Here is a 24,509-nt window from a genome sequence, read left to right on the forward strand (position 1 = left end):
GTTTAAGACCCTATCTGGGTGGCTCCTATAGTTATCTTTATAAAACGTATAAGTTCACTCGTTCAATTTTACCTGTTCCTGATTTATTTACGACTACCCATTCAACGGCAGTAGCACCTAGTATAGGCTTAGCTTATTTTATTAACCAACAGATTGCTTTCAATATCGACTTAAGCTACAATATTAGTCAGGATCAAACCCCTTCTTTTCGCTATGATAATACAAGTAGTGCAGTATGGGATGTAATTGTTGAAAACAATAGGATCGAATCTAAGTTTCTCCTAGCTGAAATTGGTTTTCAGCTTTACTTTGGAAAATAAGTCTACCATTAATGACGTCTACAAACCGGCTTATATGAGCAAGGTTCAGGATCAGTTAGATTCTGGTTAGGATAGGTTGATTTCTGGCCTTCAGGAGTCGGAAAACCTGATACCAAAGAAATAGTGAAACTAGAACGTGTGCGGCAAAACAATCAGCGCTACATAGCATTTTACACAATTGGCTACAGCCTCTGCTGCTTCATTCCCAGATCCGGCGACGAAACAATCTGGCCGTCGTCGGTAATCAGAATGTACTGATAATCGGGATACTGCCCGAGCAGCTTTAGTCCGGCTTCTTTACCAAGCACCATAATCGACGTACTGAATCCGTTAGCGGTTTCGGCGCTGGGGCCAAAAACGGTTACGCTGCTGATGCCCGTGGCCGGATAGCCCGTTTTGGGATTAATAATGTGGGCGTATCGTTTGCCGTTAAAGACTACAAATTTTTCGTAACTGCCCGACGTAACAACGGCCGGGTAACGTAGTGGCAAAATGGCGAAAATTGTATCGCTACGTAGCGGATTAGTAATGCCAATGGTCCAGGGGTTTCCGTCTGGTTGTCTGCCCCAGGTGCTCATGTCGCCAGAGCCGTTGACAATACCGGCTTTGATGCCCCGCGCCAGCATCATATCCCGACAGCGGTCGGCGGCATATCCTTCGCCCAGCGCACCGAATCCAATTTTCATCCCTTTCTTTTTCAGGAAAATCGTCGACTTGGCCCGATCCAGGATAATATTCTGATAGCCAACTTTTTCAACCGATTTTTTAATGGCTTCGGGATTCGGCATCTGCATCATCGACCCGTCGAATTTCCAGATACGTTCCATTGCGGCAAAGCTGATATCGAACGCGCCATCAGTAATTTTTGAGAGACGTAACGCCCGTTCTGTCAGGGCAAATACTTCAGAATCGACACGAACCGGCGCTATGCCCGCGTTCTGGTTGACCCGCGAGATTTGGGTTTTCGGCCGCCAGTCGGATATCAGGTTTTCGATACGGTCTACTTCGGCGATTACTGCATCTATGCTACGTTCGGCGGTTAGAGAATCCTGCGCCACGATTGTAATATCGAATCGACTGCCCATCAGCTTAACCGCCCGCTTTCGCAACACCTGCGCTGAAGCTCCAAAACTTAGCCCGATCAGCAACAGAACGAGTATGTTTTTCATGGCCACAAAAGTCGTAAGTATCCAGCTGGTATTACGTCTCGGCCGATAAAAAACGAAGAAATAGCCGGTTTTGACCAACAACGAAAAAGTCACTACGTCGTTAGCGCTAACGACGTAGTGACTTTGACTAATTATCGCAACAGTATAGGATACGTAGTGAATTATACCAGCGCTTTTCGGGCCTCGCGGTCGGGGTCGTTGGTCAATGCGGGCGCATCATCCAGAATCATGGTTTCCCCGTTTTGAGTCGTGTAGGGCTTCCAGGTTGGCAAACCGCCCCCGTTCGGATTACCCGTTTTTACAAAGTTGATAAACGAACCGGCCATCTTTTCCGATAACGCCCGGGGCCGCTTACCCCCACCTGTGTGCGTCAGCATTAGATCCGTGTTGTAAAACCAGAAGCAAATGTCGTCGCAGTGAAAAGCCCGCATGCGGCCATCAAACAAAGGGGGCTGCCAGCCAAACCACGCTACGTAGACCGGCGCTTTTTGCTGCGATACTTTTGCATCGGCGGCCGCCACGGCATTCTTACGGTTAGAAACGATTAGGGCCCAAATCTCGATAGGACGTGCTTTCGGGAAGTTTCTGGCGTAAGCCTCAACAATATCGCCCGACTTATCACCGAAACGAGGTTTTATCTTTTCTTTTACTTCAGCCAGCGTAATTTTTTCCAGAGCGGCATCGGTCCGGCTTGGGTTTTGCTCGTGGAATGTGGAGCAGATCATTAGTGGAATGCTGGCCGAAAAGTGATTCGGATCGCTGAAAAACGATTTATCGTTCAGGTACGTACCATCGGCTACGGGCGAGTAACCTCCTCGCTGAATATTAAGTCGTTTGGCTTCGTCAGCCATTTTTTCAACGGCGCGGTTCGCGATATCGATGTATTGCCGCCAGGGAATCTGCTGGAGTTTGTCGATTTCCCCCGGCTTCAGACCAGCCTCTTCCATCACCTTCAGCCCCAATTTTTCGGCATAGTCCTTATTAACTCCCGCCAGTGAGCTGCCGCTCAGCGCCACCGCTTTATGAAATAAGCCTTTCGCAGAAGGCATATTCATGAGTGTAGTAACCTTGGCACCCCCACCCGACTGACCAATAATCGTTACGTTATTTGGATCGCCACCGAAGTTAGTGATGTTGTTCTTCACCCATTCGAGAGCCGCCACCATGTCCAGATTGCCTACGTTGCCCGAAGCCTCAGGTCCGTCAGCTGCTTTTAGGTCGGTATACCCCAGCGATCCGAGCCGATGATTGAGCGAGCAGAAAACGACATTACCGAAACGCGACAGATTTTCGCCATGATAACCGTCCTGTTCAATTCCGTTTCCGTTGACAAACCCACCCCCATGCAGCCAGACAACCACCGGCCGTTTTTGCGAATCCAGGGCGGGCGTCCATACGTTTAGTTTCAGGCAGTCTTCCGATACATCATCGTAATTCCAGTGGTCAACGAACGATGCGTATGGATTAGCGTACCGTTTTTCCATGATTTGCGGAGCCGAGTTTCCCCACCACAGCGTCGGGCGTATATCGGTCCAGGGCGTTGGTTTTTGTGGAGGCATAAACCGGTTTTTCCCCGACGTATCGGCTCCGTAGGGTATGCCCAGAAACTGATGAATTCCCCGCAGAATAAATCCTCTCACCTTACCGTACTCTGTGTTAGCAATGGCTACGTTGTCGCCCACAAACAAAATTTGCTCGTCGCCCGCTGGCTTTGCTACTTTAGGCGGCTGTACGCCTGATGCTATGGAAGGCTGCGATACGCCCAAACCAGCCACCCCTACTCCCAATGACTGCAAAAAATTACGTCTTGACGCTTTCATCCACTGATCGCTATTAATGGTTTAAGAAAAGTCCTGGCTGTTGTTGGCGATTCTGATAACGTTCAACGAACGAGCCTATTAGCAAAAGTGGCAAGGTGGTGTTTTTACTATAATCGGTTCAATTATTTCACGATAAAGATTTTATACCGAGTCATTTATTGGTTTCGATAACGTATTGAAGCCCACGGAGAAAAAAAACTGACAAGCAACATTTGAGGCTCTGGCTCCTACAACTCGCCCAAGATTGCTTTGCTACGCTGCTTTTTCGCGAATCATGATTTCTACAGCTCACTAACTTCGTAGGCATTCATCCCTTTCGGAGTCAGTAAGCCGCGTATAAAATGATGTTTGATGGCTACGTCGGAGTTGTCGTAAGGCGTATCGCGCTGGCTTTGATCAGCCCACAGCCAGGCAATAATGGTTTCGTCCAGATCAGGCCGATATAGCCCCTGATCAATACCCTCACGAAGATTGGCAACCAGGATTGTATTGATATACTCGGCTCGAAACGCCTGAAATAACCCCCAGACTGTTGGGTAATGCCGCTCAATATCCCGCAATAAATTAGGGTTAACCGTCTGGCGGTAGTGGTTCAGTCGGTTCCAGATCTGAAACGCCCCAACGATCGGGTTGGCTCCTTGTTTGTTAATGGCATCGGCTTCCCGTAAGTTTTCATTCAACTGGTCTTCCAGCATCAATCTTACCAGTTCTTCCTTGCTATCGAAATACTGATAAACGGTCTTCTTGGAGATGCCCAAGTGCTGGGCAATATCGTCCAGCCTGACGGTTTTCACGCCCAGGTGATTGAACAGTTGTCGGGCTGCAGCGATAATACGTTCTTTCATGTACGCACACTATTTAGCCTAATAAGCATACACAGGCCAAATAGTTAACCAAACTGTTCTTTTTTTACGTAGAACCTCACACGTAACGAAGCAGTCCGATTTCAGGATGAGCCGCTTTATAACGCCCATACCATTTGCAGAGTGGATACAGCACCAGAACCAGGCTAATCCAGACGACGTACACGAGTTCCAGTGAAATACCCGCGCCAGCAGGGCGGCCAAAATTTAAAGGACCAGACGGAATATCGGCCAGGGAATAGCCCTGAAGCAAACTCATGCCAATCATCGACAAGTGGACAAGATACCAATGCAGGACGTAATAAAACATAGGCACTTTACCGTATACCGTCAGCCATCTCGTAAAAGCGTTACTGACGCCGTCGGTCGCTGACAGAATCAGAAACATAAGCCCGAGTAAAAGCAAATCGTACTGGAGCGAGGGAGGGTATTTTGTTACGTTAATAAACGAGAGAAACGTAAACAGACCATCTTTCTGGGTTGACCAGGGCGCCGGATCGCCATATACGTTCAGAAAACGTAGCAGCACAAACAAAGTCAGCGACCCCAGCCCAATACGTAGCAGGAGCGGCTTTCGCTGTTCAATCGGTTGCGTCATCAACTGCCCAAAAGCGTATCCGACCAGCATGATACCCAGCCAGGGAATCAGGGGATAACCAACCAGCAACGCGAATGAAGGGCCGAACGAAAAAAAATCTGTCCGAAAAAACAACGACCAGGCAAGTCGAGCGGCCGGATTCGTAAACGTCGGCACGATTTGCAGAATGTTATGCAGGAACACAATTCCAAGTCCAATCGCACCAACCGTTTTGACAGGTAGTTTCGCCAGAAACGATAGCATAATCAGTCCTCCGCCAATGGCATAAATCACCTGCAGCATCAGGGAGTGAAAGTGCAAATCGAACCAGAAAGCGAAATTGATGATGGTCAGTTCAAGCAGGACCAGCACAACGCCACGCTTCAACAGAAACCGCCGGGCCGACTCGTCGTTACGTTTCCGAAGCGACAAATAAGCTGATGTTCCTGACAGGAATACAAACGTAGGGGCGCACAAATGCGTAACCCAGCGGGTCAGAAAGATAGCGGGGGTTGTGGTCGTCAGATCAGCCGGATTCTGAGTCAACGCAGACGTATGCAACAGATCCCGAACGTGATCCAATGCCATGATTATCATCACTAATCCACGTGTTACGTCGATGGACACTACCCGTTTCATATCGAAAAAAGGTTGATAACCTGAATGGTTAATGAATGCGTTTGTCCTTTCTCCTGCCATCGAAATGACAAAAAACGCTACGTTACTTTTTATACCGACATTGTGTATTATCTGATTTTACGTAGTACGATTTGTAATTCAGCGCTTTGGGATCGGTGCACCCTTTCAGATCCAATATCTCAATTTCCTTAAAATCAATTGGGTGACTTTCAGCCTGAAGCGCAATATACCCTTCGCCCAACGGCGTATTGGCCCGATCAGTCCAGAACTTGGCGGCTTCCGGACTAAAATGCCCTGCGTTCCAGTCACTATCTTTGCTGACGAAACCGCCACCGACCTGAGGGCGCTCGTAGGTCAATACCGTATCGCCTTCAATAAGGTGGTGCACAATGGAGTCGCCCAATACAATAGCTTCGGCCATTATCCATCGGTCGCCATCGTAGGTTTTCGAGTCGGAGTCCGTACAATGCTCAGGATGAAGTTTACCATCCATGTACATTTGTGTACCGGGTGTACACAGATTACCCGTATGACGTGGCCCCTGCCCTAGCCCACCCAGTAATTGCATTTCCAGCGATACGGGAAATGTTTGACCAAGCGATAAACTTTTGGCCGACTGCGAGTGAAGCATAATACCGCTGTTCCGTACGTTCCAGGCATCGCCACCGGGCGTCTGGTTACCCAGAAATCGATATTTAAACCGCACTCTGTAATACGAATACGGCTTTTTATAATAGATGTGCCCGTACTTGCCGTCGAAGGTTTTGTACTGATCGTACATGACACGTAACATGCCGTTTTCGACCCGAAACGTATTTTTGTAATTGTCGTTCAGCGGTAATCCTGCAATTTTTATGTCCCAGCCGCTCAGGTCCTTTCCGTTGAAGATGCTGGTCCACTCCTCTTGCTGAGCCGCTTTTTGTGCAGTTGCGGCCGAAATTGAAACACAAAAAAAGAGAGCGATATAACGTAGTGTTTGCATAAAAGGTGGGGTTATTTGACTAAATGTAACGGTGACTGGAGGCTCACGCCACGTTGTGGCCTAGGCCTACTTCATCACTTCTACTGTGTTTAGTTCCGGACCACCTCCATGATTGGCAGAACCAGCCACGATGTAAATCTTTCCGTCGTAAACCACGGCCTGCGTACCGTGACGCCCCTGCTGCATCGTCGGGCCAGACGCCCATTTATTGGTTTTGGGGTCGAGCGCTTCGGCTTCGTTATGTGCTTTTAGTTGCGTGGTTTCTCCCCCAATGATCCAGACTTTACCGCCCTGGGTTACGGCTGTTGCTCCTGCCCGTTGGGTTGGTATGTTCGACGTAGCGGGCAACGTAGTCCACTTACCGGTTTTGAAGTCATACATATCCACTTCGGCAATGGTTGTCTCCAATACTTTATTGATACGTGCGGTCGAGTTGCGTCCACCAGCCAGATACAGCTTATCATCGACAACCGCAGCGGTGATGTGATCGCGCGTACGGGGCGCATCCGCTAATTTTTTCCAGGTATTTGTTTTCGGGTCGTATTCATCCAGCCACGCTACGTGCCCATCGTAATGTCCATCAATAATGCCACAGGCCATGTAAATTTTATTGTTGTAGACCACTACGCCCGCCGATCCCCGAAGCCGATCCTTTGGAATTTCAGGTCCCACACGCCAGGCTCCTTTTGTCGGATTATAAATGTAGATATTGGGAATTGGCGTTTCATGCGGGTATTTTCCCTGAAAAGCGCCCATAACATACAGCTCACCGTTGTAGGTTATTGCCTGAAAATGATTCATCTCAACCGGAGGTTCCGGATGCTGCTTCCAGATTAATGTTTTCAGGTTGAGGGCTTCCAGAGGCCGCATTCCCCGTCCTCCCACGGCATACAAACTGTCGCCGATCAGCGTAGCCGCGTTTTCGTGACGAGTAGCGCAGGTATTTTGTGTCGTAACGGGTTGCCAGGATTGACCCTGAGCCCAAAAACCACTTCCAACAAAAGCTAAACAGCTTATCAATTGTAACTTCATAAAGGTCAGTAGAAAGGAATAAGTGGAAGGCGTATCTCCCTTTTAAATTTATGCGATACTACGTTAAAATCCTGTTTAATCGATATACCTGCTGCCTACCTTTTTTTATACCGGCACTACCGTCGAATTTTTCACTTCGGCCATCACAAAAAAGCTGCTGATGTGCAACGTACCGGGAATGACCGAAAGCCGTTCCTGATAAAAATGATTGTAGGTGTCCATGTCCCGACTGACGATTTTCAGCAAGTAATCGAACGTACCCGATACACGACTACACTCCAGCACTTCGGGCAGTTCGCGTACATCGGTTTCAAAGGCGGTAAATGAATCGCGCGTCTGCCGATCAAGCGTTACCTGGCAATAAATCATCAGCAGATTGCCCAGTTTTTTTTTATCCAGGATCGTTACGTATCGATCGATGACGCCTTCACGTTCGAGTCGCCTGATCCGTTCATGCACGGGCGTTTTCGACAGATTAATCTGCTTGCCGATCTCCTGAATAGTCAGACGGGCGTTCTGCTGCAGTATGTTCAGAATCTTGCGATCAGTAGTATCAATAAGCTCCATAGCGGAATTTTTACGGCGTTCTGTTCGTATACGGCTATCTATCAGAAAAATTTCCGGCAAATCAGCTAATTCATACGCACATTTCCCAAACAAAAGCCATGTATTAGAAAACAAAATAGCCTCAATGTACCTTTGTAGTACTAAACAGCAATCTTCAAACCCACGCTGACCACTATGGTTATTGGTGTTCCTAAAGAGATAAAAAATAACGAGAACCGCGTCGCCTTAACGCCTGCTGGCGTAACAGAACTTCGCAAGCATGGCCATGTCGTATATGTACAGGTCAATGCGGGCGAAGGCAGCGGCTTTGAGGATGAAGAATACATTGCGGCTGGGGCTATCATGCTGCCAACCATTGAGGATGTATACGCCATTGCCGAGATGGTCATGAAGGTTAAGGAGCCAATCGCGGCTGAATATGACCTGATCAAGGAAAATCAATTACTGTTTACGTATTTCCACTTTGCCTCGTCCGAAGAACTGACGAGAACAATGCTGGCCAAAGGCGCGGTTTGTTTAGCGTACGAAACGGTTGAGCGTCCCGATCGTAGTTTGCCATTATTGGTGCCTATGTCGGAAGTAGCCGGCCGGATGGCAGTTCAGGAGGGGGCTAAATACCTCGAAAAACCACTGAAAGGTCGTGGCATTCTGCTCGGTGGTGTACCCGGGGTAAAACCCGCTAACGTACTGATCCTTGGCGGTGGTATTGTGGGAACACAAGCGGCTAAAATGGCGGCTGGGTTGGGCGCACACGTAACGATAATGGATGTTAGCCTGCCTCGCTTACGGTACCTGTCGGACATTATGCCTCCAAACGTGCAGACGATGATGTCGAACGAATATAATATTCGCGAGATGATCAAGGTCTGTGATCTGATCGTTGGAGCCGTGCTGATTCCGGGAGCGAAAGCTCCTCATTTGATTACGCGTGAAATGTTAAAGATGATGCGCTCTGGTACGGTACTTGTCGACGTAGCGGTTGATCAGGGCGGCTGCATTGAAACTTGCCACCCCACAACTCACGAAAATCCGACCTACATTATTGACGACGTAGTGCATTACTGCGTTGCGAATATGCCGGGAGCTGTACCTTATACCAGTACCGTTGCGCTTACCAATGCGACGCTTCCTTATGCTTTGCAACTAGCGAATAAAGGCTGGCAGCAGGCATGTCGTGATAACGCTGATCTTAAACTGGGGCTGAATGTTGTCAATGGCAAAGTCGTTTATAAAGGCGTTGCCGATGCGTTTAGCCTGCCTCTAACCGATGTGAGTACCGTATTGGTATCCGAAGAGGAAGAGGTTCTATAAATATTACCCATTCATCGACAGACGCGGGCTGCATTCTTCGGAGTGCGGCCCTTTTTTCTGCACCCGGAACGAATACGTTACAAATTTTGCTGCACTAACTCCTGCCACTCTTCTTCCAAAGACCCATTAAAAAAGGTCGCATTCGCTCTTCTGTACCAATAATTTGCATTGAATCGATCCCCTTCTTTCCGGTGCAGATAGGCATGAAGCCGGTCATAACGCTGCGTTCCTTCGCGACTTTGTGCGATGTTATGCGCTTGTTCCCAATTCCCCCTGGCATCATACCAAAGTCCCTGCAGGATGGGGTTCAGATCGGCAGGTGGATTTGCTTGCGTAAGCGTCGCTTCAAACTGATCTATGGTCATTTTCTATTCGGGTTTAGCAGATAAGGCCTTCACTACGTAGCGTTCGTAAGCGGGCGTTACAAAAATGGTGTACGTATTCAACGGAATGGATCGGTAGGGCTGCTTCATAACACGCGGCAACCGTTCGCCGAGTTTATGAATATCATTTTTCGGGATGATGGCCAAATCGGCGTTCTCCCATTGATTCCCGGTTGGCCAGATGTTGTAATGTTTGTGAAAAAATGGAATCAGAAAATCAAAGACAAACACGTTGGAATGCTTCGGTATCAGCTGAGTAATTTTTTCAATAACCGCTACGTCAGACTGAGGAAGTAAGGGCTCTTTGAATGGGTCAAAACGATGTTGGAGCAGATTACGCGCTATGGAAACCAACTGGAAGTCAGGCCGAACGTAGTGCACAATAGGCAATTGCATAAACACCAGTAGCGTCCCTGTTAATAATGTCCGCCAGTTTTGATTGGGTTGTTCGCCAGCACCAAACAGCGACCAGACGGTCAGGCTATACGTGACGGAGAAAGCGTACATTAGCACAAACCGGGGTGGCCAGGTTACAGAGACCAACTCAAAAAGAGCGTTGGTACCGTAGTAGGTAGCGCCCTGCACCCAGTTGGACAGCAACAAAGCCGCTTGTGCCACACTATAAACGAGTAATATACTTCCGGCCTGGCGCCAGTTGATGCGGTATAAACCATACAACAGGAAACCAATGGAGGGTAGCAGAAGCAGAAATGTCTGCAACAATAATTTCAGGTTTTTACGAATAAAAACGCCATCGTGTAAACCCGTTGCAATGGCATTCAGCGCTTGCTGAAGGCGCGGTTCTGGCTCGGATGAGTGGTTTTTGTAGGATAAAAAAGCCATTCCAGCAATAAAGACGGCAGCCCAGGTCCCAGCCGTTACCCAGAACCTGGGTTGAGTCAGGATGCTAACGATCGATCGTTTTCGGTCGCTTACCAGATACTGTATGCTCAGAACGGCCAGATGAGTGCATCCGGCGAACAAAGCGCCATCTTCTTTCACGGCCACAATCAGCACAGCCGTCACCCAAAACCAGACTGTCTGGTACGTAAGCAAAGCCCATACGAACAGGATGGAAAGTGGCAGATACGTTAATTCAGGATGCCAGCCAATGCCCGGATGGTCATTAAACCAGAACCAGACCGGTCCTATCAACAAAACCACAAGAATCATCCATACAGCCCAGCTTTTCATCCGACGGCTGATATGACGTAGCACGACTGCGTAACTTAGTATCGAGAGGCCCGTTTGCACCGCGAATGCTCCGTACGCCCCAAGTACGTAAATCAGCGGCCCCCATAAAAGCATGGCATAATTGTTATGAATACGGTCGTCGTAGCCCCAGATATTTTCATAAAGCAACGGCCGTCCATCCATCCAGCTATATGACTGCTGCAGGAAAATATACATATCATTAAACGTATAGTATAATCCCTGAAAACGGACGATTTTGAACCAGAAAAACAGGAGAAGAAACAGGCTGCTTACGGCAACCGGAACAATCCATTTTGATCTCATGCGGTATAAAACGGCTTATTGAAGGGTATCCACAAGCACGTCAAAAGTTCACGAAAGTAATGAAATGTACTGATTCACATCTGTCTGATTAGATTCGCGACAAGTATTAGTCAATTACTTCCTTATTAAGAAGAGTGTTCAATTGTGTGTACGGAACCGTCACCTGAATGGGGCCAACTACATAAGCAGCGATTTCGTAAGGATTATAGTAAAAAACCAAGCCTTCCTGGCTCATTCCTACATTAGCCGGAAGGAAAAATTGTCCATCCCGCAGAAAATAGCCTTCTTCTTCAAGATTCGTATTGGGTTGTATCGCCTGCTGCTTCCGAAACGCTTTTTCAACCATGCTCACCAGGTTCGTCGTGTCCGTTATGATATCGCCTAAGGTAAGTAATCGTCCGGTTTCCCGATCAAACGTATAGTACGACAGGTTCGTGTTTGGATGCGCTCCGCCGGTATAAGCGTAGGTTTCGAACTTTACAGTCAACGTTTTAGGATTGGTATAAAGCGTATCAGCCGTGGTTTTCAACTCCCAGCACCCTCCCAGATTACCCATGTCCTTCCGCATTGATTCATAGTCGGTTGCGAATAGGTTAGCTGCTTTGGTCAGGTCCGTCCGCGTGTCTGGATGAGCAGCTACCGTTGCACTATCGAGCCAGTTCACAATACTATTCGCCGTTAAAATCCGCAGACTGTCACCAATTTTGCGCGCTCCTTCGGTATCTGCCTTCAACAGGAAATACGAAACTGATACGTTCACACCCGTATTGGTGGTTGTGTCACAGCGATTCGATCCAGTAAAGGTATATTGTTTACGCTCTAGAGAAGGTGGTCCAGACGGAGTAGTACGGCAAGCAGAAAACACCCCAATCAGGATGCTGATCAGAACGATAACAAAATACTTCATGAAGAGATAGCAACGTCCGTTTGGTCGCCGGAATTCATTGCCTTAACAGGTTGTGATTAAAAAAGAAGAAAGAGTGATCATTACCAGCGTAACAATCACTCTGCCTATCACAAACTTAGCAAATCTTTGAATCGAATAGCCTGTCGGCGGCTAATTTCAATTTTATCGCCCCCACGTAGCGTGACCAGCAAACCACCACTGAACCAGGGTTCAATTTTTTCAATCCATTGCAGATTGATAATATGCTTTCGATTCGCCCGGAAAAACGTAGCCGGATTCAGCCGATCCTCGAGCGCATTTAGCGATTTCAGGACCAGTGGCTTCTGATCGTCAAAATAAAGCCGGACGTAGTTACCCATCGATTCAAATAGCCGCACTTTACCTAGCTTAACAAACCAGCATTTCTCTCCATCCTTCACAAAAACCTGATCATTTTCGCCCAGAATTTTCGTAGATCCTCCCGACGCTACGTTGCCCGACGCTTCAGGAATGTGCTGTTCTTCTTCGACCCGATGGATGGCTTCGGATAAGCGGGCTAGTTCAACGGGTTTGAGCAGGTAATCGAGGGCATTAAACTCAAAGGCTTTGATGGCGTATTCATCGAAAGCCGTTGTAAAAATAACTTCCGGTGTTTTGCCTTCAATCGACTGCAACAGTTCGAAGCCGTTCTTGCCAGGCATCTGAATATCCAGAAACAACAGATCTGGCTCCAGCTCTTCAATCATGGGCAGCGCTTCATTGGCGCTGGCCGCTTCACCTATAATCTGAATTTTCGGAAAGTTTTCAAGCAGCCGACGCAGTTCGTTGCGGGCTAAGCGTTCGTCGTCAACAATAAGGGTTTTCATATAGGAATGAAAAATGGAAAATACCAAATGAAGAATAGATTGGGAGCCCAGGACGGTTTGTATTCCTTGCACTTCATTCTACACTCTTCACTTTTTCTCGCCGGAATATACCCTCCGACTGAGCAGGAATGGTAATATCGGCACAAACAATGTTATCATCTTCCTGAAAAATTTGAAACTGAGCTTCCGGTCCGTAAAGCAGTTCAAGACGTTGAGCGGTGTTAGCCAGTCCAAATCCCCCAGACGCTTCTTTGTTACCTAAAACACCCGTATTGCGTATTATAATGTGTAGTTTATCAGTAACAATACTTGATTTAACCTCAACGAATCCCCCGCCAACAGCCGTCGAAACCCCGTGCTTGATCGCATTTTCGACTAACGTCTGGAGCATCATCGGAGGCACCTGCCAGAAAAGAGTCCGGCTGTCGAGTTCGATATGAGAGGTGAGCCGGTCTTCGTAGCGGACTTTTTCCAAGGCCAGATAATCCTCTACCGTTTTAATTTCTTCGCGCAACTCAACGGTTTTGCGTCGATCGGCCAGCAGAGAGTTCCGAAGCAGGTTTGAGAGTTGCGTGATCCCTTGTTGCGCATTGGTAGGATTCTCATACACCAACGCCCGAATGCTGTTGAGTGCGTTAAAAACAAAGTGCGGATTCAACTGCGAGCGTAAAACCTTGGCTTCCGTTTCGCGAATGCTGGTTTTCAGCAGGATACGTTCAATTTCAGCGTTCCGGTTTTCCTCAACGTAGTGATACGTTGTGTAGCTAAGCACCCAGGTAAGCATTGTTTTTCCCCAGCTGATCAGATACCCAATAGTTGGCCAGGGCTCTTCAATAAAATACTGTGGAAATAAGCGCCGGTCGATGGGAATATTGACCAGCGTCATGATTAGCGCCAACACAAAAACGGATAGTAAAACGCGCGGGGCTAATGTGAAAAACGGAAGTCGCACCCAGTTCCAGCGTCGAATCATCAGCCGATAAAGGTGCGTCAACGTAATGCCAAGAAAGATATTGGCAATGGCTAAATAAAGCGCGTCAGGATCGAAGCCAGATTCCAGCACATAAGCCAGATACTCCACCAGAATCAGGAGCGACCAGCCAAAAAGCTGACAAAACCAATATATTTTCTGCTTCGACATTTCCATTACACTACGCCCTATCACTCGATCATAAACGAATATACAGGATTATCAGGCAAAAAGTCAGGATACTACATCAAAGGAAGAAAAGGCGGAAGGGAGGATAGGAAGAGGGAGGAAAGGGAGAAGAAAATTAGTCTACTTTTCGTCCTCTCCTCCCCTTTTTAAGCTATTGCCAGTGATAGTAAATGAGCCGTATCGTTGGTCAATTCTATAGCGAATTGTTGCGTATCGTAGTCATACCGGAGTTTGTACAGGCAGAGATTACTGTGTTCAAACTGGTCCATAACGGAAAGAGACACGCCTGTAAGCCAGCAGAGCAGAATCCGCATGGCACGTCCATGCATCGCTACCAGCACAATCTCTTCGTCAGCATGAGAGAGGATGACATCAATCGCTATTTTCTGGCGGGCTGCTACCTGATCAGGGCTTTCTCCACCATCGGTTGTCATAGCCGTATTGCCGGATGCCCAGGCTTCTATCAGCGCCCGGTAATACTCATTGTCTAAATTACCAGGCGCCTTTCCTTCCATAACGCCCCAGCTGATCTCGTTCAGCCCGGTTAGTTTTTCGTAAGGTATGCCCAGATCAATAAACGATTCAACAGTTTGATACGTCCGTTTAAGTCCCGAAATGTAAATTTTGTTGAATGGTACGTGCTGATACGCATGAAAGAAAGCCATTGCCTGCGCCCTTCCCATTTCGTTAAGGTCCGAATCAACTCCGCTACCCTGCACTACGCCCCGCCGGTTGTAGTCGGTTTCGCCGTGGCGAATCAGATAAATAGTTTTTTGTCTCAAGCGTAATGCGTTATCGGTTGTATTTTTTTAAAATTAAAACGCAAAATTACGCAAAAAACGCGGTATTTGTCTAGCTAACGCGTCGAGTTTATGCTTCTGACCTGGCGTTAGTAACTTAATCAATCTGAACGATTTCTCTATCAAATTATGAAAGCTGGCTTTGATCTGAATGCTCTCGATTTTATTCACAACGAGTCCTTGGGGAAACACATTGGCATTGAATTCGTTGAAGCAGGTGAAGGGTATCTCGTTGCCCGAATGCCGGTCGATAAGCGCACTCAGCAGCCCTTCGGTATTCTGCATGGAGGAGCTTCTGTGGTTTTAGCCGAAACGCTGGGCAGCGTAGCGTCTTATATGCTGCTGGATGATCCGAGCAAGCAACGGGCTGTAGGCCTCGAAATCAACGCCAACCACATTCGTTCCGTGCGCGAGGGCTGGGTGTATGGCCGCTGTACACCGATTCATATTGGCCGTACGACGCACGTCTGGGATATCCGCATCACCGACGAACGCGATAAGATCGTATGCGTCAGTCGACTTACGATTGCCGTGATTGGTGGGTAATGGCAGTTGCACAAATGTTAGCACACTGGCGAATACAGCCCGATTTAATTAACTTTGTTTACTTGTTAATCATGCTGTTATGCAATCTAACCCTCCCCTTTCTAATCTTCAGCTAGAGTTATTGAAGGTATTTTCCCGTGAGGTTCCCGAGGAAGATTTGAAGGCAATCAAAGTGTTATTATCCAACTATTTTGCGCAGAAAGCTGCCAAACTAGCCGATGAAGTCTGGGAGCAGGAAGCATTCACAGAAGAAAAAATGCTCGAATGGCGACAAACGCACCTGCGAACGAAATATAAAGCGCGGCAGAAAGGAAATGGGCAGTCATGAAAGTTGTCATCGACACGAATCAACTCCTTAGTTCAATTTCACCAAAATCAACCTCTCATTGGTTATATCAAGCTATTTTCTCTGGGCAGTTTACGCTGTGCGTTACAACGGAGATTTTAGAGGAATATGAAGAGATCATTAACTGGGGGTTTCGTCGTCGCGACCTAACTGACAGCATACTCGAAGCACTTGTTAACTCACCATTTATTGAGCAGGTAAATGTCTCTTTTTTCTGGTGGTTCATCACCGTTGACCCTGACGATAATAAGTTTTCTGACTGTGCCATAGCTGCCGGTGCAGATTATTTAGTGACCGAAGATCGACACTTTGATGTACTGGCAGACATTGACTTCCCCAAAGTTAATGTGATTAGTTTGGCTGAGTTTCGTCGCATTTTAACTAGTTAATTGAGAACATCCGCATCACCGACGAACGCGATAAGATCGTATGCGTCAGTCGGCTTACGATTGCCGTGATTGGTGGGTAATAGCAGGTACTACGTTCTATTATGAAAAACAACGACCGAGCGATGGTAATTCAGCAAGTAGAAACGTTCCGCGTCAGAACGAAACGGCTGTATCTGCTCTGGTTTTTGGTACTGATGTTTGCGTTCGTTGTTTTTTGCTTTGTGATGGCCGCTACGTCCGGACAAGCATATCCTGATTTGAGCGTAGCACCCATTTTCTTCACCTGTCTATGCTTCATCTGGATAAGCCTGTTTTTGGACTACGCCAGCCAGACAACTCAGGTTCAGCTTGACGATAACCGCTTTTTCATCAAAAAACTCGCGCAAAAAGCGAAGTCGTTTCGCTACGACTCGATTCTGGCCCATAACGAGCGACAGGATAACGACCGTAATGATACGTTCAACGTGCTAACCGTTTATCTGAAAGGCGATTACTTCACTCTCAAATCCAACGAGTTCGATCAGTACGACCTGCTTAAAGAGCATTTTACGCAATACGGTAAGCCTGTCCCGTTCCAGAAGGTTCTTACCTTGACGGAACGTAACAGAGCTCGCTGGCTGATTGGCGGACTGGCGTTACTGATAGCGGCTAACATTGCCTTCGCTTATCTGGCACATAACCCTGTCAATAACCAGCCAGCTCAGCTTACATCAATAACGGACGTAGTGAGTCAGGTTCGGGATGTGCGTCCTAAAGGTATGCTTCGTGGCGTTGACATTTCATTACGTTCTTACCCTGACTTTACCTTTTATGTAAGTCGTAAAAGTTACCAAAGTCGACTGGATACGCTAAGGTGGCAAATTCAGCACCAGCAACCCATTACGTTGCTGATTCGGGCCAGCGACTACCGCAAAAAACTAGCAAAAACCGAGCCATTGACGTTCGGCGATAAGTTCAGCGATTACAAACACATTCTGGTTTTTGGCCTGGAACAAGGTAACGGGGTACATCTCACTACGTCCCGACCTGTTTATGAGTCGGTACATACAAATCCTACCTTACGTACTGTTCTGCTGGGTTTTCTTTTCCTGGTTTGCTGGGCCGTATGGATTTATATAGATCAGCACAAGGTTTTGCGGCCAGATTAATACGTTCCTCCGCTTACTTTTTCTGTACCTTTGCGCCCCAATCGTTGAGATAAAAAATCATCAACAACACTCGTATGATCCAGAAAATACGGCGCGAAGACGCGCTGGACTACCATGCAAAGGGACGTCCGGGCAAGCTTGAAGTTATTCCCTCAAAGGAATACAGTACGCAGCGCGACCTTTCTCTAGCGTATTCGCCGGGCGTAGCGGAGCCTTGCCTGGCTATCGAAGCCAATCCCGACGACGCCTTTAAATACACAACCAAAGGCAACCTCGTCGCCGTTATCAGTAACGGTACGGCGGTTCTGGGACTGGGCGACATTGGCGCATTAGCCAGTAAGCCCGTCATGGAAGGTAAAGGCCTGCTGTTCAAGATTTATTCCGACATCGACGTATTTGATATCGAGCTGAATACGAAGAATATTGACGAGTTTGTCCGTACGGTCAAGATACTTGAACCGACGTTTGGCGGTGTTAACCTGGAAGATATAAAAGCCCCGGAGTGTTTCGAGATTGAGGAACGGCTCAAACGCGAAATGAACATTCCGGTCATGCACGACGATCAGCATGGCACAGCCATCGTGAGCGGAGCGGCCCTTCTCAACGCGCTCGAACTGGTACATAAATCCATCGAAACGGCACAGTTTGTCATTTTAGGCGCCGGTGCAGCCGCCATTTCGTGCGCTCGCCAGTACGTAGCACTGGGGGCCAGACGGGAAAACATGGTGATGTTCGACGTGAACGGCCCTCTGACGACGGATCGTACTGATTTGAACGAGATGATGCGTCCCTTTGCTACGTCCCGCCCCATTACATCGCTGGCCGATGCCTTTGCCGGAGCCGACGTATTCATCGGTTTATCAAAAGGAAACATCGTTAGTCAGGATCTGATACGTTCGATGGCCAAAGATGCCATTGTGTTTGCGATGGCAAATCCGAATCCTGAAATCAGTTACGATGAAGCGATGGCCGCCCGAACCGATATCATCATGGCCACGGGTCGCTCCGATTACCCGAACCAGGTGAATAACGTACTGGGATTTCCGTACATTTTTCGGGGTGCATTAGATGTACGAGCCACTGAAATCAACGAATCCATGAAGCTGGCCGCTACGTATGCGCTGGCAGAGCTGGCAAAAAAACCAGTGCCTGATCTCGTAAATCTGGCATACGGCGAATCGAATATGATTTTCGGCCGGACGTATATTCTGCCCAAACCTGTAGATCCGCGCTTATTGAGCACAGTAGCACCCGCCGTTGCCAAAGCGGCCATGGACGCTGGCGTGGCGCGTCAACCGATTACGGATTGGGATGCCTATGAGCAACAATTAGCCCGGCGACTGGGCCAGGATAACCAGATTTCGCGGGTTATTCTGACCAAAGCCAAAGCGAATCCCAAACGAGTCGTGTTTGCTGATGCCGAAAATCTGAAAGTGTTGAAAGCTGCTCAACAGGTTCGCGACGAAGGAATTGCTTATCCTATTTTACTGGGCGAAGCGGCAAAAATTCAACAGTTGATTCAGGAAAACAATCTCGATTTAGCCCATGTTCCGATTCTGGACCCGCGTTCAGCTGAGCAGGAAACTATGTTGAATCGTTTCGGCGATTTGTATTTCGAGAAGCGTAAACGCAAAGGCGTTACGTTGTCCGAAGCCCGCAAAGCCATGAATGTCCGAAACTACTTCGGTGCCATGATGGTCGAAACAGGCGAAGCAGATGCGCTGATTTCGGGCTTAAGTCGCAGCTACCCCGACACGATACGTCCTGCTCTGCAAATTATTGGGAAAGCAACCGGCGTAAAAAAAGTGGCGGGTATGTACATTCTGCTAACCAAACGCGGGCCGCTGTTTTTCTCGGATACCACCGTCAACTTCAATCCAACTGCGGAAGAAATCGTCGAGATAACGGAACTGACGGCGCAAACGGTTGAGCGTTTTAACGTCAAACCACGTATTGCGCTGGTTACCTATTCTAACTTTGGCAGTGCACAGGGCGAAGATGCCGGAAAAATGAACCGTGCCGTTGAAATTCTTCAGCAGAAGCACCCTGACATGATTGTCGACGGTGAAATTCAGGCGCACCTGGCTTTCGATACGGAACTGCTTCAGGAAAATCATCCGTTCAGTAAGTTAGTTGGCGAAGGTGCCAATACGCTCATTTTTCCGAACCTGTCGGCGGCTAATATTGCGTATAACCTGATGCGGGAAGCCGCTGGTTTTGACGCAATCGGTCCGATTCTGCTGGGTATTCGCAAGCCCGTCTACGTGTTGCAGTTAGGCTCCTCCGAACGCGAAATTGTTAACATGGTTGCCATTGCGGTCGTTGAAGCACAAGGAAAATAAGTTTTACAGTTATAAAGTCATAGCGTTATAAAGTTTTTGCGCCGGCTCGAAAGAGAATTGCAACTTTATAACGCTATGGCTCGACAACTTTACAACTCAAAAAATGTCACGAATCTTAACCGGTATTCAATCTAGCGGCCGTCCGCATTTAGGCAATATTCTGGGCGCCATCAAGCCTGCTATTGATTTGTCAAAACAACCTAAAAATGAGTCATTTCTGTTTATTGCAGATCTTCACTCTCTCACCACAATCAAAGACGGTCCAACACGCCGGGAATTTACGCGGGCAGTAGCCGCTACGTGGTTAGCGTTTGGCCTGGATACAGAAAAGAATACGTTCTGGCGGCAGTCGCGGGTGGCGGAGCATACCGAGCTGGCCTGGCATCTGAGCTGCTTTACGCCCATACCGATGCTGAATAATGCCACGTCGTTTAAAGAAAAGTCGGATCGTTCCAGCGGGCCGGTGAATACGGGTCTGTTTGTCTATCCGGTTTTGCAGGCGGCTGACATTCTGCTCTATGACGCTGAAATTATTCCGGTTGGGAAAGATCAGCGGCAACACATCGAAATGACCCGCGATATTGCCAGTGCGTTCAACCGGCAGTATGATGAAGATGTCTTTGTACTGCCCGAAGCACGTATCGACGACCGGCTGATGACGATTCCGGGAATCGACGGTGCCAAAATGAGTAAGTCCTACAACAATTATATCGACATTTTCCTACCCGAAAATGAGCTTTGGAAGGTAGTTAAGAAAATCAAATCGGATTCAACGCCCCTCGAAGAGCCCAAGAACCCAGATACGGACATTACGTTCCAGTTGTATTCGTTGCTGGCGTCGGATGTGCAGATCGCTGAGATGCGTAGCCTGTACGAAGGCGGTAACTATGGCTATGGCATGGCCAAGAGAGCGTTTTATGAACTCCTTCTGGAAAAATTTGCTACTGAGCGCGAACGTTATAATTACTACATAACGAACAACGATGCGCTGGAAGCTAAACTCCAGGCTGGCGAAGAAAAAGCCAGAGCCATTGCCGGACGTACCATGGCGCGTGTTCGCGAAAAATTAGGATTTAACTAGATAGCTATTCATAAAATAACTCCCGGTATCGACAGCTATGTGCTACGTACCGGGAGTTGCTATTTAGCTTACTATTAGACTATTATTAGAATTATCTATAATCAATAAACGTCAATAAGGTTATTTTGGATTCTTTGTTGGAGCACTACCGCTGGCTGGTGGATTGTAGGCAATTTCGTTATCAGGTACGTCCCAATAATCTAAAAAGCCATACGTAATGGTTGCGTTTCTGCTGACAACGCCCGTTCGGCTCAACGCAACAGCGCCTTTCCGGCCCGTTTCCAGCAAGCCCCAACGGCGAGCATCATAGAACGCCAGCGCGCGGAACAACAAACCAACGCGCCTTTCCCGACGCAACTCTTCTTTAGCCGCATCCAGCGTCAGGCCAGTTCCGGCAACGGCCGCCAAACCAGCCCCCTGCGCTTTACGAACTTCATCGATCAGTGCAAGACCCTCTTCAATTTTTCCGGTGTAAATCAAAGCCTCGGCCTTCATCAACTGATTTTCTTCGTACGAACTGGCTAAGTACAACTCATATCCACCCGCATTCGTATTTGAATACGTAATGACGGACGAACTTCCTTCCGAGCCGGCAGCACCGCGATTGACTAAATCGTAGCGCGTGAAAAACGCATTTCCACGCGATGTTTCGCCAATGTAAGCCGATGCCCGCTGTCTGAAGTTGTTCGTAAACCGAAGGTCGCCCGCTTTGAAATCCTGAATCAGTCGTTCCGAAATTTTATATGTATTATTCGAACCCGTTGTTTTTCCGGATACAGTCCCGGTTGTTGGCGACAGGAAATCAGCGGATGCATTTGAACGACCTGTGAATACAAAATCAGAAGCCTGAATACCAGCGTTGGTTAATGTCAGGATTTCGGCCCACTGAGCGGCTGTCATAGCACTAACCCGCGTATTAACCAGCAGATTCCGGGCTTTCATCGTACTAATGTTACGTTGCCACATCGCTGGCGTTAACACACCCCCTTTACCAACCCGGTTAAAATTTGGAATCAGCCCCTGCATCGTTGCCGTGTAATCAACGCTGGCTGTCAGGCCCGACAGAGCCTGAGCGGCTAAATCGAAGTTTTTGTTGGCTTCTGCAATGATGGCTTCTTTGGTTACGTAGTTACCGTTCGTACCGTTCAGCATTTCACCGTTGGCCTTGTCATTAATAATTCCCGCGTAGTATATCGAGCCAATTCGCGAGTAGGCGTAGCCTTTCCACCAATAAGCCCATGCCTTCAGTACACCCTTTTTCGTCTCCGCTTCACCCGTAAACGTAGTGGCATCAATGTTAGTCAGAAGCGTGTTGGCCGCATTGTTCAGGTTGTACATGTAGGCCCACTCGTAATACGTTGAATTCTGAAAACCCGTCGAGTTAACGTTCGCCGTAATACGCAGGAAATCAACCTGTTTGTTGGGCGAGTTTGGGTTTATCAGCACCGTACCGTCGTCGAGCGTCACCTGATCCGGAGCGCCAATCTGGTTGATAAAGACGTTGGCAATATCCGTTCCGATGACGTCGCCCATCAGTTCGTGATTACCAATAGCCCCCGACCAGAAATAGCCCGGAACGCCATCGTAGTATTTTACATCCTTGAAACCAGTAATGTAGAAACCTTCGCCAAACGAGATCAAACCAGACTCTGTTTTTAGCGCAGGCGAAGAAGGCTGGTTCGGATTCTGAACGTCCAGTTGCTCCTTGCAGGACGCCATAAATCCCGAAAAAACCAGCGTTAATGCATATATTTTTAACTTATTCATACGATCGTTTTTTTTAGATGGCTTCTTAGAATCCGATATTTAAAGCAGCCTGATAGGACTTAAAGTTGGGCATCGTGCTGTGGTCGGTTCCTCTATCCCAGGCCGAGTTCGACGTACCTGAGCTGATTTCCGGATCAAAACCTGTGTATTTGGTGAGCGTCCAGAGATTCCGCCCCGACAGCACAAGCTGAAGTCGCTTAACCGCCGGAATTCTGAAAAGCTTGCCAAAGTCGAGGCCAACCGAAATGTTCCGCAAACGCAGGAACGAAGCATCTTCGTAGAAGTAATCTTTCGTACCGTTTGCCGTACGCTGTGCATAAATACCCCGATAGAAAGCTGTCCAGGCACCCGTTTGTCCATCAATCGTGATCGGGTTTGCGTAGTCAGCGTGGATACCATCGCGATACATCCATTCTTTCGTCTGATTATACAGGTGGCTACCATTTACCCAGTCAAACTGAACATTAAACGTCAGGAAGTTCTTATACGTCAGATCGTTGATGAACGACATATTGAATTTCGGGTTCGGATCACCAAAACTGAATTTATCGGCTGTAAAGTAAGGCTGCTTGGTCGCTTTGCTAACGACAATACCGTTGCTGGCTACAGTGTAGGCTTCCTGACTGGCCTCTGGAATAAAGAAGTTTCCGTTCGGATCACGCTCATTAACGCTGTGCAACAATTTGTAACCATACAGCTGACCAATTTTTTCACCTGCCTTTAATACGTAGTTGGTGCTACCGGCATTGGACGTAACGACTACCGGCGCATCCCCCCGAACCGAAATGATTTTAGAGCTTTGCTTACCGAAGTTGATTGTCGTATTCCATTTAAAATCTGAGCCATTATAAACCGTCGAACTTAACGACGCCTGTAGCCCACTCGACCCTAAGGTGAAGGCGTTGTCAATCAAGGTACCTAAGCCGATGGAAGGTGCTACGTCAACCGAATAGATGGCGTCTTTCGTTTTCCGATCCCAATACGTAGCGGATAACGCAATTGCATTTAACCAGCTAGATCCTTTCAGCAGGCTGAACACCATGTCGGCACCTAATTCCGTTTCCTGCGATACTTCTACGCCCAGAGCCGGGTTACTTTGTCCGTTGGCATAATAGAAAGCCGTTGTATTGCCCACAGTTGTTGGCGTGATGGTAACGTAACGGTCAAACGGTTTGGGCTGAATACCCGCTTGCCCATAGGCGGCCCGCAATTTCAACTCAGGCAAAAATGCATTCACACCACCATCCTGCCAGAACTTCATGGCCGATAAGCGCAGATACGCATCACCCCGAGGGAACGTGAACGGCTTAGACCCCTGGCCAAATGCCGACGAGAAATCGCTGCGGAAGCCCCCCGAAATTCCTAACCAATCGCCATACTCGAAACGCTGATTAATTAAGTAGCCATACGTAATGAACGGCTCAGTATAATCGCGATAAACACGCCAGGACGTAGTGTTCGCTGCATTATAAGGCGAGTAAGCGGCCGGTAAACCAATGGCTGCGCTGATGTATTCCTTGTTTTTGCTGTTCCGGTAATCGAAGGCAAACTGGGTCACCGACCGGATAGGAAGCCGCGACGCAAAGTCTTCTTTGAAATCAAAAACAGCCGTTGCCGTCGCCAGAAAGTTCTGGAACATTTTGCTGTTTGCGTACTTGGTCAGATCCCCCGTATTGGCACTATTGAAGTTTGTGCTATTGTAGCTGTTCGTAATGAACGTATTGGTTCCCTGCGTCAGCCAATATTTGATGTTTGCGTTATTCGCCTGGTTCAGGTATTCCAGATCGCGGTTTTCGGTCTGGAAATTAAGTCCATATTTAGCGTCCAGCTCAACGAACTTCGGGAACTTGTAATTCAGGTTTACATTCTGAATGATGTCAATAATGTTGTCATTGTTACGTGTATAAGTCTGCCGATACGATGGGTTCGATGCGTTAATACCAATGGTTTGGTTCATGTTATACGGAATAGAACCATCGGTTGTTAGCAATGAAAAAT

At 47.9% G+C, this 24,509-nt stretch carries 22 protein-coding genes and 1 pseudogene; 8 read left to right on the forward strand and 15 right to left on the reverse strand.

Translation table 11 applies throughout. The features are described 5' to 3' along the window. Positions 1-320, forward strand: a 320-nt coding sequence (locus ACOJS8_RS07930) for a hypothetical protein (RefSeq protein WP_420148003.1), incomplete at its 5' end; no start/stop codon positions are given. A 182-nt stretch (positions 321-502) separates the two neighbouring features. On the opposite strand, the gene ACOJS8_RS07935 is transcribed toward ACOJS8_RS07930, so the two are convergent. From ACOJS8_RS07935 to ACOJS8_RS07965, 7 genes are all read right to left on the reverse strand, one after another. Then, positions 503-1,489: an FAD:protein FMN transferase gene (locus ACOJS8_RS07935; RefSeq protein WP_420148004.1), complete on the reverse strand. Its 987-nt coding sequence runs from the start codon at positions 1,487-1,489 to the stop codon at positions 503-505. A 161-nt stretch (positions 1,490-1,650) separates the two neighbouring features. Further along, positions 1,651-3,309, reverse strand: coding sequence for a carboxylesterase/lipase family protein (locus ACOJS8_RS07940; protein ID WP_420148005.1), 1,659 nt, complete (start codon positions 3,307-3,309; stop codon positions 1,651-1,653). A gap of 281 nt (positions 3,310-3,590) precedes the next feature. After that, a complete protein-coding gene (locus ACOJS8_RS07945; protein ID WP_420148006.1) occupies positions 3,591-4,154 on the reverse strand; it encodes a TetR/AcrR family transcriptional regulator in 564 nt (187 codons plus the stop codon). A gap of 76 nt (positions 4,155-4,230) precedes the next feature. After that, entirely contained in the window at positions 4,231-5,388 is a 1,158-nt protein-coding gene (locus ACOJS8_RS07950; RefSeq protein ID WP_420148007.1) for a DUF1624 domain-containing protein, read from the reverse strand. Positions 5,389-5,470: 82 nt separating this feature from the next. Continuing rightward, on the reverse strand, positions 5,471-6,370 hold the full coding sequence (locus tag ACOJS8_RS07955; RefSeq protein ID WP_420148008.1) for a 3-keto-disaccharide hydrolase: 900 nt from the start codon (positions 6,368-6,370) through the stop codon (positions 5,471-5,473). A gap of 66 nt (positions 6,371-6,436) precedes the next feature. Further along, the gene (locus ACOJS8_RS07960) at positions 6,437-7,402 is read right to left on the reverse strand and encodes a Kelch repeat-containing protein (protein ID WP_420148009.1); all 966 of its coding nucleotides are present in this window, start codon (positions 7,400-7,402) and stop codon (positions 6,437-6,439) included. A 105-nt stretch (positions 7,403-7,507) separates the two neighbouring features. Next, a complete protein-coding gene (locus ACOJS8_RS07965) occupies positions 7,508-7,969 on the reverse strand; it encodes an Lrp/AsnC family transcriptional regulator (protein ID WP_420148010.1) in 462 nt (153 codons plus the stop codon). Positions 7,970-8,143: 174 nt separating this feature from the next. Here ACOJS8_RS07965 and ald point away from each other — a divergent pair, with 174 nt between their 5' ends. After that, positions 8,144-9,280, forward strand: coding sequence for an alanine dehydrogenase (gene ald, locus ACOJS8_RS07970; protein ID WP_420148011.1), 1,137 nt, complete (start codon positions 8,144-8,146; stop codon positions 9,278-9,280). A gap of 77 nt (positions 9,281-9,357) precedes the next feature. On the opposite strand, the gene ACOJS8_RS07975 is transcribed toward ald, so the two are convergent. From ACOJS8_RS07975 to ACOJS8_RS08000, 6 genes are all read right to left on the reverse strand, one after another. After that, the gene (locus tag ACOJS8_RS07975) at positions 9,358-9,645 is read right to left on the reverse strand and encodes a hypothetical protein (protein ID WP_420148012.1); all 288 of its coding nucleotides are present in this window, start codon (positions 9,643-9,645) and stop codon (positions 9,358-9,360) included. A 3-nt stretch (positions 9,646-9,648) separates the two neighbouring features. Further along, positions 9,649-11,181, reverse strand: a complete 1,533-nt coding sequence (locus ACOJS8_RS07980; RefSeq protein ID WP_420148013.1) for a hypothetical protein — start codon at positions 11,179-11,181, stop codon at positions 9,649-9,651. 106 nt (positions 11,182-11,287) lie between these two features. Then, positions 11,288-12,088, reverse strand: coding sequence for a DUF3298 domain-containing protein (locus ACOJS8_RS07985; RefSeq protein ID WP_420148014.1), 801 nt, complete (start codon positions 12,086-12,088; stop codon positions 11,288-11,290). A 107-nt stretch (positions 12,089-12,195) separates the two neighbouring features. After that, the gene (locus tag ACOJS8_RS07990) at positions 12,196-12,933 is read right to left on the reverse strand and encodes a LytR/AlgR family response regulator transcription factor (protein ID WP_420148015.1); all 738 of its coding nucleotides are present in this window, start codon (positions 12,931-12,933) and stop codon (positions 12,196-12,198) included. Positions 12,934-13,006: 73 nt separating this feature from the next. Then, on the reverse strand, positions 13,007-14,074 hold the full coding sequence (locus tag ACOJS8_RS07995; protein WP_420148016.1) for a sensor histidine kinase: 1,068 nt from the start codon (positions 14,072-14,074) through the stop codon (positions 13,007-13,009). 164 nt (positions 14,075-14,238) lie between these two features. Next, on the reverse strand, positions 14,239-14,874 hold the full coding sequence (locus ACOJS8_RS08000) for a histidine phosphatase family protein (protein ID WP_420148017.1): 636 nt from the start codon (positions 14,872-14,874) through the stop codon (positions 14,239-14,241). A 147-nt stretch (positions 14,875-15,021) separates the two neighbouring features. Here ACOJS8_RS08000 and ACOJS8_RS08005 point away from each other — a divergent pair, with 147 nt between their 5' ends. The 6 genes from ACOJS8_RS08005 to trpS all read left to right on the forward strand — a co-directional run bounded on the left by ACOJS8_RS08005 (position 15,022) and on the right by trpS (position 20,744). Further along, the gene (locus ACOJS8_RS08005; RefSeq protein WP_420148018.1) at positions 15,022-15,438 is read left to right on the forward strand and encodes a hotdog fold thioesterase; all 417 of its coding nucleotides are present in this window, start codon (positions 15,022-15,024) and stop codon (positions 15,436-15,438) included. 79 nt (positions 15,439-15,517) lie between these two features. Further along, a complete protein-coding gene (locus tag ACOJS8_RS08010; RefSeq protein ID WP_420148019.1) occupies positions 15,518-15,766 on the forward strand; it encodes a hypothetical protein in 249 nt (82 codons plus the stop codon). Beyond that, on the forward strand, positions 15,763-16,173 hold the full coding sequence (locus ACOJS8_RS08015) for a putative toxin-antitoxin system toxin component, PIN family (protein ID WP_420148020.1): 411 nt from the start codon (positions 15,763-15,765) through the stop codon (positions 16,171-16,173). Before ACOJS8_RS08010 ends, ACOJS8_RS08015 begins: the two co-directional genes overlap by 4 nt. Positions 16,174-16,274: 101 nt before the next feature. Further along, the gene (locus ACOJS8_RS08020) at positions 16,275-17,321 is read left to right on the forward strand and encodes a hypothetical protein (RefSeq protein ID WP_420148021.1); all 1,047 of its coding nucleotides are present in this window, start codon (positions 16,275-16,277) and stop codon (positions 17,319-17,321) included. Between the two features lie 74 nt (positions 17,322-17,395). Beyond that, the gene (locus ACOJS8_RS08025; RefSeq protein ID WP_420148022.1) at positions 17,396-19,663 is read left to right on the forward strand and encodes an NADP-dependent malic enzyme; all 2,268 of its coding nucleotides are present in this window, start codon (positions 17,396-17,398) and stop codon (positions 19,661-19,663) included. A gap of 103 nt (positions 19,664-19,766) precedes the next feature. After that, on the forward strand, positions 19,767-20,744 hold the full coding sequence (gene trpS / locus ACOJS8_RS08030) for a tryptophan--tRNA ligase (RefSeq protein ID WP_420148023.1): 978 nt from the start codon (positions 19,767-19,769) through the stop codon (positions 20,742-20,744). Positions 20,745-20,864: 120 nt separating this feature from the next. Here the strand turns inward: trpS and ACOJS8_RS08035 are convergent, their stop codons facing one another. Further along, a complete protein-coding gene (locus ACOJS8_RS08035; RefSeq protein ID WP_420148024.1) occupies positions 20,865-22,511 on the reverse strand; it encodes a RagB/SusD family nutrient uptake outer membrane protein in 1,647 nt (548 codons plus the stop codon). Between the two features lie 25 nt (positions 22,512-22,536). Further along, positions 22,537-24,509: pseudogene (locus ACOJS8_RS08040) on the reverse strand (SusC/RagA family TonB-linked outer membrane protein); the annotation flags it as partial.

Source organism: Spirosoma sp., assembly GCF_048594605.1.
Classification (GTDB): Bacteria; Bacteroidota; Bacteroidia; order Cytophagales; family Spirosomataceae; genus Spirosoma.